Source organism: Burkholderia sp. AU33545 (genome assembly GCF_020419685.1).
In the GTDB taxonomy this organism is placed as follows: domain Bacteria; phylum Pseudomonadota; class Gammaproteobacteria; order Burkholderiales; family Burkholderiaceae; genus Burkholderia; species Burkholderia diffusa.
Genome location: NZ_JAIZRQ010000011.1, coordinates 120,809 through 138,357, shown reverse-complemented (window position 1 = coordinate 138,357; position 17,549 = coordinate 120,809). Strand labels below are relative to the sequence as shown.

The following is a 17,549-nucleotide window of genomic DNA, read 5'->3' as shown; positions in this document are numbered from 1 at the left end:
GAAGTGAAGGCCGGCGCGGTATGCGCCGGCCTTTTTTGCGGTTAAGCGGCGACCTTGTCGCTCTCGTTCACGCGTTCGACGTTGATCGTGCCGACGTGGAACGCGGCCAGCGCCTCGCGGTGCGCGATGCTGACGATCGCGGCCTTCGGCAGCCGTTCGGCGAACAGATGATAGAGCCGCGCTTCATTGTCGGCGTCGAGCGCGCTCGTCGCTTCGTCGAGGAACAGGAAGTCCGGCTTGTGCAGCAGCACGCGTGCGCCGGCCAGACGCTGCTGTTCGCCCGGCGACAGCACGCGCGTCCAGTGGGCGGTCTCGTCGAGGCGCCCGACGTAGTCTTCCAGGTGGCACGCACGCAGCGCGTCGCGGCACGCGTCGTCGGTGAACGCGTCGGGCGCGGCCGGATAGGTGAGCGCGGCCTTCAGCGTGCCGATCGGCAAGTAGCTGGTTTGCGGCACGAACATCATCCGCGCGCCGACCGGCGCATCGATCGCGCCGTCGCCGAACGGCCAGAGGCCCGCCAGCGCGCGCATGAACGTGCTCTTGCCGGAACCCGACTTGCCGACGACGAGCCAGCGCGAGCCGGGTTCGATCGTCACGTTGCCGATGTTCGCGAGCGCGTTGCCGTTCGGCAGCGCGAGCTTCAGCGACGACGTCGACAGCTTCGCGGCATCGACGTAATGCAGGTTGATGCCGCCGTGCTCGGTCGCGGGCGACATGCTTTCCTTCAGGTGCGACGTGCCCATCACGCGCTTGAACTCACGCAGACGGTTGACGGTGGCGCGCCATTCGACGAGGGTCGAGTAACTGTTGATGAACCAGGAGAACGAATCGCTGACGGTGCCGAACGCCGACGAGATCTGCATCAACACGCCGAACGAGAACGCGCCCGCGAAATAGCGCGGCGCCGCGACGACGAGCGGGAAGATGATCGCGATCTGCCCGTAGAAGCTCAGCACGAACGTAAGGCGCTTCGTGTACTTCATCACGCGCCACCAGTTGTCGCGAATGCGCGTGAACAGGTTCTGCGCATTGACGGTCTCGGTTTTCTCGCCGTCGTAGAACGCGATCTGCTCGGCGTTCTCGCGCACGCGGATCAGCCCGAAGCGGAAGTCGGCCTCGACGCGCTGCTGCTGGTAGTTGATCGACACGAGCGGGTGGCCGACCTTCTGGATGATCAGCGAGCCGACCACCGCGTACAGCGCGGCCGCCCACACCATGTAGCCGGGGATCGTGATCGGCGTCGCGCCGAGCGAGAACGTCAGCGCGCCGGCGAGCGACCACAGGATGGTGATGAACGACACGAGCGTGACGACCGTCGACAGCAGGTCGAGCGACAGCGCGAGCGTCGTCGTCGCGAACGACTGGAGGTCGTCGGTGATCCGCTGGTCGGGGTTGTCGGCGAGGCGGTCGCGTTCGATCCGGTAGAACGCACGATCGCCGAGCCACTGGCCGAGAAAGCGGTCGGTGAGCCACTGGCGCCAGCGGAACCCGAGCATCTGGCGCAGGTAGCGGCCGTACACCGCGAGGATGATGAAGCCGAATGCGAGCGCGGAGAACTGCATCAGCAGGTTCGGGAAGTCGTGGACGTCCTTCGACTGCAGCGCGTTGTAGAACTGCGCGTTCCACTTGTTCAGCTTGACATTGATCCAGACCACGCAAAGGTTGATTGCGATGATCGTGACCAGCAGCCCCCACGCGATTTTCCATTCGGACGACACCCAGTAGGGCTTGATGAGGCTCCACGCGGATACCGGGCGCTCGTCCTGCGGCGCGTCGGAGACGGAGCGGACGGGATCGATCGATTGGGTCATGTGCTTCCTGATGAGTAGCCGGCGCGCGGGCCGGGCGGAGCCGGACGCGCGCCGCGATACGGCATGCCGGGACGAGGTGCCGACTGACGGCGGGCGTCCGGATGGTGGCCCGCGCGTCTTAAACGGCACTTAAGGCCGGCGGTGACGCGGCAACCGGCCGCTCGCGCGGCCGGCCTGCGGGCATTGTGCCAGAGCGGCGCGGCGCGACGGCGAATTTGCCGCAAGGGGACAGTTTGCGGCGCTTTCCGCTTTTATGGTCTAATGGCCGACGACGAAACAGGGGTGCTTCGAGCGCGGCCGACGGACAGTTCCGGGCGACGCGGCGAGGCTGAGAAAGACCCTTCGCACCCGATCCGGGTAATACCGGCGAGGGAAGTTTCTGATCCCGCCGGGCCGCGCTGGCTGCCATCCCACATGGTCAGCGCCCGAGTCCCGCCCGGCCGGCCTTTGCTGCCGGTTTCGTCCTTTTGGGTACGCGCGTCGCGCGTTACGGAAGGAATGATGACCGCTCAATCTTCAGTCTTTTGTGCTGTTCCCGATCCGCTGTCGCGTGCGTCCGCACGGGACGGTGCATGCGCGTCGACGTTCGTCGCACGCGATAGCGCTGTTCGCGGGGAGGGCGCGCGATGAACCTCCATGCTTCCCGGCCCGATTTCGCGGTACTCGGCGGCGGCCTCGTCGGCCGTCTGATCGCGTGGCGGCTTGCGGGCGACGGGCATCGCGTCGCGCTGTACGAGCGCGGCGGCCCGGACGGCGAGCAGTCGGCCGCGTGGATCGCGGCCGCGATGCTCGCGCCGCTCGCCGAGGCGGCCAGCGCCGAGCTGCTGATCACCGAGCTCGGCGCGGCATCGCTCGCGCGCTGGCCGCAATGGCTCGCGGAACTGCCCGAACCGGTGTTCTTCCAGCAGCACGGCACGCTCGTCGTCTGGCATCAAGCGGATCGCGCCGAGGCGCCGCTGTTCGAGCGGCGCGTGCGCGCGAACGCGCCGGCCGAACTGTTCGACGGTGGCTTCGTCGCGCTGGCCGGCGCGCAGGTCGACGCGGCCGAGCCCGCGCTCGCGGGGCGCTTCGCGCGCGGCCTGATGCTGCCGCGCGAAGGGCAGCTCGACAACCGGCAGGCGCTGCGCGCACTCGCGGCGGGCCTCGCGCAACGCGGCGTCGAGTTGCACTGGCACGCGACGATCGACGACGCGAACCGGCCCGACGCGCATTTCACGATCGATTGCCGCGGGCTCGGCGCGAAATCCGCGCTTTCCGCGCTGCGGGGCATCCGCGGCGAAGTCGCGCGCGTGTGCGCACCAGGCATCGGGCTCACGCGGCCCGTGCGGCTGCTGCATCCGCGCTATCCGCTGTACATCGCGCCGAAACAGGACGACCTGTACGTGATCGGCGCGACCGAAGTGGAGGGCGAGGACATGTCGCCCGTCAGCGTGCGCTCGGCGCTCGAACTGCTGAGCGCGGCGTTTTCCGTGCACCCGGCGTTCGGCGAGGCGCGCATTCTCGAGCTGAACGCGCAATGCCGCCCGACGCTGCCAGATCACCGCCCGGCGGTGATCTGGGACGGCGCGACGACGCTGGCCGTCAACGGCCTGTACCGGCATGGCTTCATGATCGCGCCGGAAGTCGCGCATGCGGCGGTCGCGTTCGCGCAAGCCGCGCTCGGCGGCGCGTTCGCCGATGCCGACGCGTTCGCCGCGTGGCGCGATGCCGCGCGCTGGCCGACGCTCCTCCATCACCGCGACGACGCGCGCCAGCCGGCCTGATGCGCGCCGCCGACCGAATTCGACCAAGACTCATGGATATCCAGATCAACCAACAGACGCTGACCCTGCCCGACGGCGCAACGGTGGCCGACGCGCTCGCCGCGTACGGCGCGCGTCCGCCGTACGCGGTTGCGCTGAACGGCAATTTCGTCGCGCGCACGCAGCATGCGGCGCGCGCGCTCGCGACGGGCGACAAGCTCGACGTCGTGCACCCCGTCGCGGGCGGCTGAGCGCCGCCGGTTCGCCCTCTGCTCTTCCAGGAAAACGACATGACGTCCCTCACTTCCGCCGACGCGCTGACGCTGTACGGCGAAACCTTCGCAAGCCGCGTGTTGCTCGGCACGTCGCGCTACCCGTCGCTGCAGTCGCTGTCCGATTCGATCGCCGCGTCGCGCCCCGGGATGGTGACGGTCGCGCTGCGCCGCCAGATGACCGGCGGCACCGCAGAGGCCGGCTTTTTCGATCTGCTCAAGCGTCACTCGGTGCCGCTGCTGCCGAACACGGCCGGCTGCCAGACCGTCGCCGAGGCGGTGACGACCGCGCACATGGCGCGCGAGGTTTTCGATACCGACTGGATCAAGCTCGAACTGATCGGCGACGACTACACGCTGCAGCCCGACCCGATCGGGCTGATCGAGGCGGCCGCGCAACTGGTCAAGGACGGCTTCAAGGTGCTGCCGTACTGCACCGAGGATCTCGTGATCGGCCGGCGTCTGCTTGACGTCGGCTGCGAGGCCCTGATGCCGTGGGGCGCGCCGATCGGCACCGGCAAGGGCGTCGTGAATCCGTACGGGCTGCGCGTGCTGCGCGAGCGGCTGCCGGACGTGCCGCTGATCGTCGACGCCGGGCTCGGCGTGCCGTCGCACGCGTGCCAGGTGATGGAGTGGGGTTTCGACGGCGTGCTGCTGAACACGGCCGTGTCGCAGGCCACGCATCCGGAAATCATGGCGCGTGCGTTCGCGCAAGGCGTCGAGGCCGGCCGTGCGGCCTATCTCGCCGGGCCGATGGATGCGCGCGAGACCGCGCACGCGAGCACGCCGGTCGTCGGGATGCCGTTCTGGCACCAGGACGGGGGCGGCGCATGAGTGCGCGCTTCGCCGATGCCTTCTGGCCGCCGGCCGACGAGCTGGCCGAAGCGGCCGAGCGGATTCGCGCCCGCCTGGGCGACTGGCCGACCGGCACGACGGCGTGGCGGCTGTGCGTCGCGGCGCCCGACGTGCCGGCCCAAGGCGACGTGCTGATCGTGTCGGCCGGCGATCGTGCCGCGCAGGCGCGCGCGTCGGCCGCATCGCGCCCCGCGTCGTCGGACGCGGTCGCGATCGAGTTCGGCGAGCACGGCGCGGTGCTGCACGCCGCAGGCGCGCGCTACGCGCTGGAAGCCGCGCATCCGCTCGCCGACGACTGGATCGCGGCGCTCGCGGCGTTCCTCGATTGCGGTTTCGCGCCGATCGACGCGCTCGTGCTCGCGCTGGCGTGGCGCGACGGCGACGAAACGCGCGGGGCCGATGCGTGGCCGATCGATGCCGCGCGGTACCCGCGCGTCGCCGGCCTGGCCGCGGCACCCGAGCCCGCATTCCCGCCGTGCCCCAAGCAACTCGGCCTCTATCCGGTCGTCCCCGACGCCGAATGGGTCGAACGCGTGCTCGAGTGCGGCGCGCGAACCGTGCAGCTGCGCGTGAAAGGCGCGAACCCGGACGCGTTGCGCCGGGAAGTCGCACGTGCGGTCGCGGCAGGGCGCCGCTATCCCGATGCACGCGTGTTCATCAACGATCACTGGCAAATCGCGATAGAAGAGGGCGCGTACGGCGTACATCTGGGTCAGGAGGACCTCGAAACGGCCGATCTGGCCGCGATCGCGCGCGCGGGCCTGCGGCTCGGACTGTCGAGCCATGGTTATTACGAGATGTTGCGCGCGTTGCACGAGCGCCCGAGCTATCTGGCGCTCGGCCCCGTGTACACGACCGCGACCAAGGCCGTCGCGGCGCCGCCACAGGGCCTCGCGCGGATTGCCCGCTATGCGCGCTTCGCGGGCGCGCGCGCGCCGCTCGTCGCGATCGGCGGCGTCGGGCTCGACGCGTTGCCGGACGTGCTGGCGACGGGCGTCGGCAGCGTCGCGGTGGTCAGTGCGGTCACGGGCGCAGACGATTATCGGGCGGCGATTGTTGCGTTGCAGCAATGTTTTGCCCGACAATTTGACAATCATTGACCGCAGGGCCCGGAACGGCGTCACGACATCATTCCAATGCAGGCCCTATAATTCGGCGTTCTGCGTAAAAGGACTGTCAGCTCCGTGAGCCCCACTCCTACCGAGACTCTGCTGGAACTTCGCGACGTCGACTTTGGCTATGGCGACCGCCTCGTCCTGTCGAACCTGAACATGCGCTTCGGGCGCGGCCAGGTCGTCGCCGTCATGGGCGGGTCGGGTTGCGGCAAGACGACCGTGCTGCGCCTGATCGGCGGACTGGTGCGCGCACGCCGCGGCCAGGTGCTGTTCGACGGCGCCGACGTCGGCGCGCAGACGCGCGACGGCCTGTACGCGCTGCGCCGCAAGATGGGCATGCTGTTCCAGTTCGGCGCGCTGTTCACCGACATGTCGGTGTTCGAGAACGTCGCGTTCGCGTTGCGCGAACACACCGACCTGCCCGAAGACCTGATCCGCGACCTGGTGCTGATGAAGCTCAACGCGGTCGGTCTGCGCGGCGCGCGTGATCTGATGCCGTCCGAGGTGTCAGGCGGGATGGCGCGCCGCATCGCGCTCGCGCGCGCGATCGCGCTCGACCCGCAGCTCATCATGTACGACGAACCGTTCGCGGGCCTCGATCCGATCTCGCTCGGCATCACGGCGAACCTGATCCGCACGCTGAACGAGGCACTCGGCGCGACGTCGATCCTCGTCACGCACGACGTGCCGGAATCGTTCGCGATCGCCGACTACGTGTATTTTCTGGCCAATGGTGGCGTGCTCGCGCAGGGGACGCCCGACGAGCTGCGTGCGTCGACCGACCCGAGCGTGCGCCAGTTCATCGACGGCGCGCCGGACGGCCCGTTCAAATTTCATTACACGAGCCCGCCGCTGGCTGCGGATTTCGGGCTCGGCGGAGGGCGCGCATGATCAGCGCGATCGGACGTTACGTCATTGGCGGCCTCGAGCGCGCGGGCTACGGCACGCGGCTGTTCGTGCGCCTCGTGCTGGAATTCTTCCCGTTGCTGCGCCGGCCGCGGCTGGTCACCAAGCAGATCCACTTTCTCGGCAACTATTCGTTCGTGATCATTGCCGTGTCGGGCCTGTTCGTCGGCTTCGTGCTCGGCTTGCAGGGCTATTACACGCTGAATCGCTACGGGTCCGAGCAGGCGCTCGGCCTGCTGGTCGCGCTGTCGCTGGTGCGCGAGCTCGGCCCGGTCGTGACCGCGCTGCTGTTCGCGGGCCGCGCCGGCACGTCGCTCACCGCCGAGATCGGCCTGATGAAGGCCGGCGAGCAGCTCACGGCGCTCGAGATGATGGCAGTCGATCCGATCAAGACGGTGATCGCGCCGCGCATGTGGGCCGGCATCATCGCGATGCCGCTGCTCGCCGCGATCTTCAACGCGGTCGGCGTGCTCGGCGGCTATTTCGTCGGTGTCGTGCTGATCGGCGTCGATCCGGGCGCGTTCTGGTCGCAGATGCAGGGCGGGGTCGAGGTGTGGGCCGACGTCGGCAACGGCGTGATCAAGAGCATCGTGTTCGGGTTCGCCGTGACCTTCATTGCACTGTTTCAGGGGTATGAAGCGAAGCCCACGCCCGAGGGCGTGTCGCGCGCGACGACCAAGACGGTCGTGTTCGCGTCGCTCGCCGTACTCGGCCTCGATTTCCTGCTGACCGCGCTGATGTTCAGCTAAGCCTCAGCCAAGCCAAATTTTGGGATGACGATGAAAAAGACTGCTCTCGACTTCTGGGTCGGCCTGTTCGTGGTGGTGGGCTTCCTTGCGGTGCTATTCCTGGCGCTCAAGGTCGGCAACATGAGCTCGCTGTCGTTTCAGCCGACCTACTCGGTGAGGATGAAATTCGACAACATCGGCGGACTGAAGCCGCGCGCCGCCGTGAAGAGCGCGGGCGTCGTGGTCGGCCGCGTGAAGTCGGTCGGCTTCGACACCAACACCTATCAGGCGCTGGTGACGATCGATATCGACGGTCAGTATCCGTTCCCGAAGGATTCGTCGGCGAAGATCCTGACGTCGGGCCTGCTCGGCGAGCAGTACATCGGCCTCGATCCGGGCGGCGACACCGAAATGCTGAAGGCGGGCGATACGATCACGATGACGCAGTCGGCGATCGTGCTCGAGAACCTGATCGGCCAGTTCCTGTACAGCAAGGCAGCCGACGCGGGCGGCGCGAAGCCGGCATCCGGGGCCTCGGCCGCGCCGGCGGCACCCGCGCCGGTCGCGGTGCCGGCCTCCGCGGTGTCTGGCTCGGCTGCCCAATAACCACACGAGAGAAAGACAAGAGGGAATGACCATGCAGACGATCCGCATCAGGCACGCCGCGCTCGCGGTGGCGGCAGTCGCCGCGTTGAGCGGTTGCGCGACCGTGCAGACGCCGACCAAGGGCGATCCGCTCGAAGGCTTCAACCGGTCGATGTACAAGTTCAACGACACGGTCGACACGTACGCGCTGAAACCGGTCGCGAAGGGCTACCAGTACGTGGTGCCGCAGCCGGTGCGCGACAGCGTGACGAACTTCTTCTCGAACATCGGCGACGTCTACATCGCCGCGAACAACATCGTGCAGTTGCGAATCGCGGACGGCGTCGGCGACATCATGCGCGTCGTGATCAACACGGTGTTCGGCGTCGGCGGCCTGTTCGACGTCGCGACGATTGCGAAACTGCCGAAGCACACGGCCGATTTCGGGATCACGATGGGCCGCTACGGCATGCCGTCGGGCCCGTATCTCGTGCTGCCGCTGCTCGGCCCGAGCACGCTGCGCGACACGGCAGGCCTCGGCGTCGACTACGTGGGCAATCCGCTCACCTACGTGAAGCCGGACGGCCTGAGCTGGGGCCTGTTCGGCGTGAACCTCGTCAACACGCGTGCGAACCTGCTCGGCGCGGGCGACGTGCTGGATGCCGCGGCGCTCGACAAGTATTCGTTCGTGCGCAATGCGTACCTGCAGCGCCGCCAGATGCTGATCGACAACGCGCGCGGCGAGGCCTCGACGGCGTCGAGCAACGATGCGCTGCCGAAGTACGACTTGCCGGACGACGGCGCGGCACCGGCGGCAGCCGGCGCGGCCGGAACGGCGGGCGCGGCTGCAGTCGGCGGCGCGACGGCACCGGCCGGCGCATCGGGCGCGGCCGTTGCCGTACCGGCGTCGGGCAGTGCCGAAGCACCGAACCCGGCCAGCGCGACGAACGTGCCGGCAATGCAGATGACGCCGCCCGCACCGGGCGGGACGTTTCCCGAGCATCAAGCTGCACTGACCAACTTACATTCGTTACAGCCGGAAACGATTCAGTCGGTAGCGCACGCGAACTTGCGCGTAAGCTACCGGCTCCAACCTTCGCATCGACTCTTCATGCAGGTCACTATGATGAAAAAACTGTTCCTGATCCCCGTTTTCGCGGCGCTGTTCTCGTTCGGCAGCGCAGCTCACGCGCAAGTCGACCAGTCGAACCCGCAGGCGCTGATCAAGACGGCGACGCAGCAGGTGCTCGACGAAGTCAAGCAGCAGACGATCAAGCAGGGCGACACCAACCGCATCATTACGATCGTCAACAAGGACATCCTGCCGTACACGGATTTCCGCCGTACCACGCAGCTCGCGATGGGCCGCAACTGGCGCACGGCGTCGGCCGAACAGCAGCAGCAGATTCAGGAGCAGTTCAAGCTGCTGCTGATCCGCACGTATTCGGGCGCGCTCGCGCAGTTGAAGCCGGACCAGCAGATCCAGTACCCGCCGTTCCGCGCCGATCCGGCCGACACCGACGTGGTGGTGAAGACGGTCGCGATGAACAACGGTCAGCCGGTCCAGATCGACTATCGCTTGTACAAGTCGGCGAATGGCTGGAAGGTCTATGACCTGAACGTGCTCGGCGCGTGGCTGATCCAGACGTACCAGCAGCAGTTCAACGAGAAGATCCAGCAAAGCGGCGTGGACGGCCTGATCCAGTTCCTGACGCAGCGCAACCAGCAACTTGCCTCCGGCAAGCAGGCGTCGTGAGCGGCTTCGAAGCAGGCTCTTCGCTGACCGTCGCGAGCGCGAAGTCCGCGCTCGCGGACGGTCTTGCGCGCATCGGCGCCGGCGCGACCGCCGTCGATTGCACGGCGCTGACGCAGTTCGACTCGTCCGCGCTCGCCGTGCTGCTCGCATGGCAACGTGCCGCCGAAGCGCGCGGCGCGACCCTCGACATCCTCAATCTCCCGCAGAAGCTCGCCAGCCTCGCGCGCGCCTATGGCGTCGACGCCCTCATCGACGGCACCGGGCGACATTGACCCTGCCCGACCGAAGCCTGCCGCGCCAGCCGGCGCGCGCACGCTTCAGGCCGCGCGCCTCCTGCGCCGGCCCCACCAGCCGGTTTGCCCTATAATCAAGCGTTTTGCGGGGCAGCCAATCGGCGTCCGGCCCCCATTTTCTTTCGCAGCAAGCACAGAATAGGCGTCGCGGCCCTTGCGCCGCGCACAGTCATGTCAGCCATAGAAATCCGTCACGTCAAGAAGCGCTACAAATCGCTTCAGGCGCTCAAGGGCGTCAGCCTGTCGGTCGAGGAAGGCGAGTTTTTCGGTCTGCTCGGCCCGAACGGCGCAGGCAAGACCACGCTCATCAGTATCCTCGCCGGGCTTACCCGGGCCGATGAAGGCAGTATCTCGGTGCGCGGCCACGACGTCGTCAAGGACTTCCGCGATGCGCGCCGCGCGCTCGGCGTCGTGCCGCAGGAACTCGTGTTCGACCCGTTCTTCACCGTCCGCGAGACGCTGCGGATCCAGTCCGGCTATTTCGGGCTGCGCCGCAACGACGACTGGATCGACGAAGTGATGGCCAATCTCGACCTCACCGAGAAGGCCGACGCGAACATGCGCGCGCTGTCGGGCGGGATGAAGCGCCGCGTGCTGGTCGCGCAGGCGCTCGTGCACCGGCCGCCCGTGATCGTGCTCGACGAACCGACCGCCGGCGTCGACGTCGAATTGCGCCAGACGCTGTGGAAGTTCATCTCGCGCCTGAACCGCGAGGGCCACACGATCGTGCTGACCACCCATTACCTCGAGGAAGCCGAGTCGCTGTGCGACCGCATCGCGATGCTGCGCCGTGGCGAAGTCGTTGCGCTCGATCGCACCGACGCGCTGCTGCGCCGCTTCGCCGGGCTGCAGCTGTACCTGCGCCTGGGGACTGGCGCGCTGCCGTCCGAGCTGCGCGGGCTGGAGTCCGACCCGGCCGCCCGCGCGCCGGGCGAGCACCTGCTGCGCCTGACGAGCTACGACGATGTCGAGCGGATCCTCGCGCAATGCCGCGCGGCGGGCTGCACGTTCGACGAGATCGAGGTCCGCAAGGCCGACCTCGAGGATGTGTTCGTCCAGGTGATGAACGGGGCCGAGGTGATCGAGGGTCTGGCATGAATCAACAATCCCCACGCGAACTTCGTTCGCTGCCCCCCGAGGGGGCGCCCGCCACTATCGGGGCGGCCCGGCGAGTGCCGGGAAGCGGCTTTCAAACGCTGTTCTACAAGGAACTGCTGCGTTTCTGGAAGGTGTCGTTCCAGACGGTGTGCGCGCCGATCGTGACGGCGCTGCTGTATCTGACGATCTTCGGCCACGCGCTGTCGGGCCGCGTCGAGGTGTATCCGGGCGTCGAGTACGTGAGCTTTCTCGTGCCGGGCCTCGTGATGATGAGCGTGCTGCAGAACGCGTTCGCGAACAGCTCGTCGTCGCTGATCCAGTCGAAGATCACCGGCAACCTCGTGTTCATGCTGCTGCCGCCGCTGTCGTACCGCGACATCTTCGGCGCGTACGTGCTCGCGTCCGTCGTGCGCGGGCTCGCGGTCGGCGCGGGCGTATTCGTCGTGACGATCTGGTTTGTCCCGATGCATTTCGCGGCGCCGTTGTTCATCATCGCGTTCGCGCTGCTCGGCTCGGCGATCCTCGGCACGCTCGGGCTGATCGCCGGGATCTGGGCCGAGAAGTTCGACCAGCTCGCCGCGTTCCAGAACTTCCTGATCATGCCGCTGACGTTCCTGTCCGGCGTGTTCTATTCGACGCACTCACTGCCGCCCGTGTGGCGCGAGATCTCGCGTCTCAATCCGTTTTTCTACATGATCGACGGCTTCCGTTACGGGTTCTTCGGCGCGTCCGACATCAACCCGCTCGCGAGCCTCGCGATCGTCACCGGTTTCTTCGTGCTGCTCGCGATGTTCGCGATGCGGCTGCTCGCGACCGGCTACAAACTGCGTCATTGATATCGACGGTGGCGGCCGCCACGGGCGGCGCGCGCCGACAGGAGCCTCTCATGTTGCCGACTCCCGAACAGGTCAAGCAATACATTGCCGGCGGTCTCGCCTGCACCCATCTGGAAGTCGAAGGCGACGGCCAGCATTTCTTCGCGACGATCGTGTCGGCGGCCTTCGAAGGCAAGCGGCCGATCCAGCGGCACCAGCTCGTTTATGCGGCGCTCGGCGATCGCATGAAGCAGGAAATTCACGCGCTCAGCATGAAGACGCTGACGCCCGCCGAATGGCAGAACGCATAACCGGAACCACTGAGTGCAAGTCACCGTCAACGAGTGCGACGCCGTCCAGAGCGTCGCCACGGCACACCCGGCCGCCAACGGGGAATCGCAGGGACATGGGATGGACAAGCTGGTGATCGAAGGCGGTCGCCGGTTGTCGGGCGAGATCGTCGTGTCGGGCGCGAAGAACGCCGCGCTGCCGATCCTGTGCGCGGGGCTGCTCAGCGCCGAGCCGGTCGAACTCGACAACGTGCCGAACCTGAAGGACGTGCGCACCACGCTGAAGGTGCTGAACCAGATGGGCGTGAAGAGCGAGACCGACGGCTGCCGCGTGCAGCTCGATGCGTCGCGCGTCGACAACCTCGTGGCGCCGTACGAACTCGTGAAGACGATGCGCGCGTCGATTCTCGTGCTCGGGCCGCTGCTCGCGCGCTTCGGCGAGGCGAAGGTGTCGCTGCCGGGCGGCTGCGCGATCGGCGCGCGTCCGGTCGACCAGCACATCAAGGGCCTGCAGGCGATGGGCGCCGAGATCAGCATCGAGCACGGCTTCATCGAGGCGCGCGCGAAGCGCCTGAAGGGCGCGCGCATCGTGACCGACATGATCACGGTGACGGGGACGGAAAACCTGCTGATGGCCGCGACGCTCGCGGACGGCGAGACGGTGATCGAGAACGCTGCCCGCGAACCGGAAGTGAGCGATCTCGCGCACCTGCTGGTCGCGATGGGCGCGAAAATCGACGGCATCGGCACCGACCGCCTCGTGATCCAGGGTGTCGAGCGGCTGCATGGCGCACGCCATTCGGTGATTCCCGATCGCATCGAGGCCGGCACGTTCCTGTGCGCGGTCGCGGCGGCGGGCGGCGACGTGATGCTGACGGGCGTGCGCCCGCACATCCTCGACGCGGTGATCGACAAGCTGCGCGAGGCCGGCGTGTCGATCGAGGAAGGCGACAGCTGGCTGCGCGTGAAGATGGACCGCCGCCCGTCGGCGGTGACGATCCGCACGTCGGAATACCCGGCGTTCCCGACCGACATGCAGGCGCAGTTCATGGCCCTCAATTCGGTCGCGACGGGCACCGCGCAGGTTGTCGAGACCATTTTCGAGAACCGCTTCATGCACGTGCAGGAGCTGAACCGGCTCGGCGCGAACATCACGATCGACGGCAACACGGCGCTCGTGACCGGCGTCGACAAGCTGTCCGGCGCGAACGTGATGGCGACCGACCTGCGCGCCTCGGCGAGCCTCGTGATCGCCGGGCTGCGGGCCGAAGGCGAAACGCTCGTCGACCGCATCTATCACCTGGACCGCGGCTACGACCGCATGGAAACCAAACTGACCGCCGTCGGCGCGAACGTGCGCCGCCTCTCCGGGAGCCAAGCATGACCGCGCCGCTGACCCTCGCCCTGTCGAAGGGCCGGATTTTCGAGGAAACCCTGCCGCTGCTGGCGGCCGCCGGCGTGCAGGTGGCCGAGGATCCGGAAACGTCGCGCAAGCTGATCCTGCCGACGACCGACCCGAACCTGCGCGTGATCATCGTGCGCGCCAGCGACGTGCCGACCTACGTCGAATACGGCGCGGCCGACTTCGGCGTGGCGGGCAAGGACGTGCTGGTCGAGCACGGCGGCTCGGGTCTGTACCAGCCGATCGACCTGAACATTGCGCGCTGCCGGATGTCGGTGGCCGTGCCGGCCGGTTTCGACTATGCGAACGCGGTGCGCCAGGGCGCGCGCCTGCGGGTCGCGACCAAATACGTCGAAACGGCACGCGAACACTTCGCCGCGAAAGGCGTGCACGTCGACCTGATCAAGCTGTACGGCTCGATGGAGCTGGCGCCGCTGGTCGGGCTGGCCGACGCGATCGTCGACCTCGTCAGTTCGGGCGGCACGCTGAAGGCGAACAATCTGGTCGAGGTCGAGGAGATCATGGCGATCTCGTCGCGCCTCGTCGTGAACCAGGCTGCGCTGAAGTTGAAGCGCACGGCGCTCAAGCCGATTCTCGACGCGTTCGAACGCGCGTCGCAGAATGGCAATTGAGCGCATCACCGTAACGGAATTCCCATGGCCATCACCATCCGCAAACTCGATTCGACGAGCGAGGGCTTCGACGCCGCGCTGCGTGCGGTGCTCGCGTTCGAGGCGAGCGAGGACGAAGCGATCGAGCAGTCGGTCGCGAAGATTCTCGCCGACGTGAAGTCGCGCGGCGACGCCGCGGTGCTCGAGTACACGAACCGCTTCGACCGGCTGGACGCGAGCAGCGTCGCCGCGCTCGAACTGCCGCAGGACGCGCTGCAGACGGCGCTCGACGGCCTCGCGCCGAAGGCGCGCGCGGCGCTGGAAGCCGCTGCCGCGCGCGTGCGTGCGTATCACGAGAAACAGAAGATCGAGTGCGGCACCCATAGCTGGCAGTACACGGAAAGCGACGGCACGGTGCTCGGCCAGAAGGTCACGCCGCTCGACCGCGTCGGCCTGTACGTGCCGGGCGGCAAGGCCGCCTATCCGTCGTCGGTGCTGATGAACGCGATTCCCGCGCGCGTCGCGGGCGTCGGCGAGATCGTGATGGTCGTGCCGACCCCGGACGGCGTGAAGAACGACCTCGTGCTCGCCGCGGCGCTGCTCGGCGGCGTCGATCGCGTGTTCACGATCGGCGGCGCGCAGGCGGTCGGCGCGCTCGCGTACGGCACGGCCACGGTGCCGCCGGTCGACAAGATCTGCGGGCCGGGCAATGCATACGTCGCGTCGGCGAAGCGCCGCGTGTTCGGCACGGTCGGCATCGACATGATCGCCGGCCCGTCGGAAATCCTCGTGCTGTGCGACGGCACGACCGATCCGAGCTGGGTCGCGATGGACCTGTTCTCGCAGGCCGAACACGACGAGCTCGCGCAGTCGATCCTGCTGTGCCCGGACGCCGCATTCCTCGAGCGCGTCGAGAAGGCGATCGACGAGCTGTTGCCGACAATGCCGCGCCGGGACGTGATCCGCGCGTCGCTGGAAGGCCGCGGCGCGCTGATCAAGGTGCGCGATATGGCCGAAGCGTGCCGGATCGCGAATGACATCGCGCCGGAGCACCTCGAGATTTCCGCGCTGGAGCCGCAGCAATGGGGCCAGCAAATCCGCCACGCCGGCGCGATCTTCCTCGGCCGCTACACGAGCGAAAGCCTCGGCGACTACTGCGCGGGCCCGAACCACGTGCTGCCGACGTCGCGCACCGCGCGCTTCTCGTCGCCGCTCGGCGTGTACGACTTCATCAAGCGTTCGAGCCTGATCGAAGTCAGCGCCGAAGGGGCGCAGACGCTGGGCGAGATCGCCTCCGAGCTCGCATACGGCGAAGGGCTGCAGGCGCACGCGCGTAGCGCCGAGCTCCGGATGAAGGGGTGACGCGCGCCGGAGCCGATGCCGACGCAGCGGTTCCGGTCGACGAGGAGACCCAGCGCAGGGCGGCAGCCGCCGCCTTGCCGACCAATTGACGCCGGCGCGACGCACGCCGGCTTGAGACCATGACGACGCCACAAGACATCATCCGCCGCGACGTGCTCGCGATGACGAGCTACCCGGTGCCCGACGCAAGCGGCTTCGTGAAGCTCGACGCGATGGAGAACCCGTATTCGCTGCCGGCGCCGCTTGCGGCGGCGCTCGGCGAACGCCTCGCGCAGGTCGCGCTGAACCGCTACCCGGCGCCGCGCCCGGGCGCGCTGCTCGACAAGCTGCGCCGTGCGATGGGCGTGCCGGCCGCATGCGACGTGCTGCTCGGCAACGGCTCGGACGAAATCATCAGCATGATGTCGGTGGCATGCGCGAAGCCGGGCGCGAAGGTGCTCGCACCGGTGCCGGGCTTCGTGATGTACGAATTGTCGGCGAAGTTCGCGCAGCTCGAATTCGTCGGCGTGCCGCTCAAGGCCGACCTGACGCTCGACGCCGACGCGATGATCGCGGCGATCGCCGAGCATCGGCCCGCGCTCGTCTACCTCGCTTACCCGAACAACCCGACCGGCACGCTGTACGACGAAGCCGACGTCGAGCGGATCATCGCGGCCGCGCGGCACAGCCTGATCGTGATCGACGAGGCGTACCAGCCGTTCGCGGAGCGCTCGTGGCTGCCGCGTGCCGCCGAGTTCGACAATGTCGTCGTGATGCGCACGGTGTCGAAGCTCGGCCTCGCGGGGATCCGCCTCGGCTATCTCGCCGGCCTGCCGGCGTGGCTGACCGAGTTCGACAAGGTGCGCCCGCCGTACAACATCAACGTGCTGACCCAGGCGACCGCCGATTTCCTGCTCGACCACCTCGACGTGCTCGACGCGCAGGCGGCCGAACTGCGTGCGGAACGCACGCGCCTCGCGCAGGCCGTGGCCGCGCTGCCGGGTGCGACGGTGTTCCCGAGCGCCGGCAATTTCCTGCTGGTGCGCGTGCCGGACGCGGCCGCCGTGTTCGATGCGCTGCTCACGGAGCGGGTGCTGGTCAAAAACGTGAGTAAAATGCATCCGTTGCTGGCCGAATGCGTGCGGCTGACCGTCGGTTCTCCCGACGAAAACGCGCGCCTGCTGGCTGCTTTGAAACTCGCGCTGCCCGGTTGAGCCCAGGGCGCGGCGGCGCGCGACGATCAATCCCCATTTACATCAGACTCATTCAAGGAATTGCCATGCGTGTGGCGGAAGTCGTTCGCAATACCAGCGAAACGCAGATCCGTGTGAAGCTCGATCTCGACGGGACGGGCCGGCAGAAGCTGGCCACCGGCGTGCCGTTTCTCGACCATATGCTCGACCAGATCGCGCGACATGGTCTGATCGATCTCGAGGTCGAAGCGCATGGCGATACCCATATCGACGACCACCACACGGTCGAGGACGTCGGCATCACGCTTGGTCAGGCTGTCGCGAAGGCGATCGGCGACAAGAAGGGCATCCGCCGCTACGGCCATTCGTACGTGCCGCTCGACGAGGCGCTGTCGCGCGTCGTGATCGACTTCTCGGGCCGGCCGGGTCTTGAATTCCACGTGCCGTTCACGCGTGCGCGGATCGGCACGTTCGACGTCGACCTGTCCATCGAATTCTTCCGCGGGTTCGTGAACCACGCGGGCGTCACGCTGCACATCGACAACCTGCGCGGAATCAACGCGCACCACCAGCTCGAAACGGTGTTCAAGGCCTTCGGCCGGGCGCTGCGTGGGGCGGTGGAGCTCGACGAGCGTGCGGCGGGGCAGATTCCGTCGACGAAGGGCAGCCTCTAACTTCCGAACGGACAGGACGCCAACGACAACCTCACAGCTTCGGCGCGGCGCGCCGGCTTGCG

Annotated in this window: 18 protein-coding genes, 1 pseudogene and 1 riboswitch; of the genes and pseudogenes, 18 read left to right on the top strand and 1 reads right to left on the bottom strand. The window is 67.7% G+C overall.

The genetic code is table 11. From position 1 onward, the window contains the following. Positions 1–41: 41 nt before the first annotated feature. Entirely contained in the window at positions 42–1,811 is a 1,770-nt protein-coding gene (locus LGM71_RS30885; protein ID WP_226118296.1) for an ABC transporter ATP-binding protein/permease, read from the bottom strand. Positions 1,812–2,079: 268 nt separating this feature from the next. Beyond that, a riboswitch (TPP riboswitch) is annotated at positions 2,080–2,203 on the top strand. A 234-nt stretch (positions 2,204–2,437) separates the two neighbouring features. Between LGM71_RS30885 and LGM71_RS30880 the strand changes: the two genes are divergently transcribed. From LGM71_RS30880 to hisB, 18 genes and pseudogenes are all read left to right on the top strand, one after another. Continuing rightward, complete coding sequence (locus LGM71_RS30880; RefSeq protein WP_226118293.1) at positions 2,438–3,574, top strand: FAD-dependent oxidoreductase; 1,137 nt, start codon at positions 2,438–2,440, stop codon at positions 3,572–3,574. Between the two features lie 32 nt (positions 3,575–3,606). Next, positions 3,607–3,804, top strand: a complete 198-nt coding sequence (gene thiS / locus LGM71_RS30875) for a sulfur carrier protein ThiS (RefSeq protein WP_014898319.1) — start codon at positions 3,607–3,609, stop codon at positions 3,802–3,804. A 39-nt stretch (positions 3,805–3,843) separates the two neighbouring features. Further along, positions 3,844–4,659, top strand: coding sequence for a thiazole synthase (locus LGM71_RS30870; protein ID WP_059599805.1), 816 nt, complete (start codon positions 3,844–3,846; stop codon positions 4,657–4,659). After that, the gene (gene thiE / locus LGM71_RS30865) at positions 4,656–5,780 is read left to right on the top strand and encodes a thiamine phosphate synthase (protein WP_226118285.1); all 1,125 of its coding nucleotides are present in this window, start codon (positions 4,656–4,658) and stop codon (positions 5,778–5,780) included. The genes LGM71_RS30870 and thiE overlap by 4 nt, the downstream gene beginning before the upstream one ends. 84 nt (positions 5,781–5,864) lie before the next feature. Further along, positions 5,865–6,686, top strand: a complete 822-nt coding sequence (locus tag LGM71_RS30860) for an ABC transporter ATP-binding protein (RefSeq protein ID WP_059535623.1) — start codon at positions 5,865–5,867, stop codon at positions 6,684–6,686. Next, entirely contained in the window at positions 6,683–7,450 is a 768-nt protein-coding gene (mlaE, locus tag LGM71_RS30855) for a lipid asymmetry maintenance ABC transporter permease subunit MlaE (protein WP_059599807.1), read from the top strand. The genes LGM71_RS30860 and mlaE overlap by 4 nt, the downstream gene beginning before the upstream one ends. 24 nt (positions 7,451–7,474) lie before the next feature. Further along, on the top strand, positions 7,475–8,035 hold the full coding sequence (mlaD, locus tag LGM71_RS30850; protein ID WP_059599808.1) for an outer membrane lipid asymmetry maintenance protein MlaD: 561 nt from the start codon (positions 7,475–7,477) through the stop codon (positions 8,033–8,035). 31 nt (positions 8,036–8,066) lie between these two features. Further along, a pseudogene (locus LGM71_RS30845) lies at positions 8,067–9,030 on the top strand (VacJ family lipoprotein). A 110-nt stretch (positions 9,031–9,140) separates the two neighbouring features. After that, entirely contained in the window at positions 9,141–9,770 is a 630-nt protein-coding gene (locus LGM71_RS30840; RefSeq protein ID WP_124628028.1) for a phospholipid-binding protein MlaC, read from the top strand. Further along, positions 9,767–10,042: a lipid asymmetry maintenance protein MlaB gene (locus LGM71_RS30835; RefSeq protein WP_124904013.1), complete on the top strand. Its 276-nt coding sequence runs from the start codon at positions 9,767–9,769 to the stop codon at positions 10,040–10,042. Before LGM71_RS30840 ends, LGM71_RS30835 begins: the two co-directional genes overlap by 4 nt. Before the next feature lie 192 nt (positions 10,043–10,234). Continuing rightward, entirely contained in the window at positions 10,235–11,161 is a 927-nt protein-coding gene (locus tag LGM71_RS30830; RefSeq protein WP_059599810.1) for an ABC transporter ATP-binding protein, read from the top strand. Continuing rightward, entirely contained in the window at positions 11,158–11,997 is an 840-nt protein-coding gene (locus tag LGM71_RS30825; RefSeq protein WP_226118283.1) for an ABC transporter permease, read from the top strand. Before LGM71_RS30830 ends, LGM71_RS30825 begins: the two co-directional genes overlap by 4 nt. A 50-nt stretch (positions 11,998–12,047) precedes the next feature. Then, positions 12,048–12,287: a BolA family protein gene (locus LGM71_RS30820; RefSeq protein ID WP_006477131.1), complete on the top strand. Its 240-nt coding sequence runs from the start codon at positions 12,048–12,050 to the stop codon at positions 12,285–12,287. Positions 12,288–12,300: 13 nt separating this feature from the next. Further along, a complete protein-coding gene (gene murA, locus LGM71_RS30815) occupies positions 12,301–13,650 on the top strand; it encodes a UDP-N-acetylglucosamine 1-carboxyvinyltransferase (protein ID WP_059599812.1) in 1,350 nt (449 codons plus the stop codon). Further along, complete coding sequence (hisG, locus tag LGM71_RS30810) at positions 13,647–14,300, top strand: ATP phosphoribosyltransferase (protein ID WP_059599813.1); 654 nt, start codon at positions 13,647–13,649, stop codon at positions 14,298–14,300. The genes murA and hisG overlap by 4 nt, the downstream gene beginning before the upstream one ends. A 24-nt stretch (positions 14,301–14,324) precedes the next feature. Beyond that, positions 14,325–15,641 carry a histidinol dehydrogenase gene (gene hisD, locus LGM71_RS30805; RefSeq protein WP_059599814.1) on the top strand — a complete coding sequence of 439 codons (1,317 nt, stop codon included), beginning with the start codon at positions 14,325–14,327 and terminating at the stop codon, positions 15,639–15,641. A gap of 119 nt (positions 15,642–15,760) precedes the next feature. Further along, positions 15,761–16,834, top strand: coding sequence for a histidinol-phosphate transaminase (gene hisC / locus LGM71_RS30800; RefSeq protein WP_226118281.1), 1,074 nt, complete (start codon positions 15,761–15,763; stop codon positions 16,832–16,834). Between the two features lie 65 nt (positions 16,835–16,899). Then, positions 16,900–17,487, top strand: a complete 588-nt coding sequence (gene hisB, locus LGM71_RS30795) for an imidazoleglycerol-phosphate dehydratase HisB (protein WP_059599816.1) — start codon at positions 16,900–16,902, stop codon at positions 17,485–17,487. Positions 17,488–17,549 lie beyond the last annotated feature (62 nt).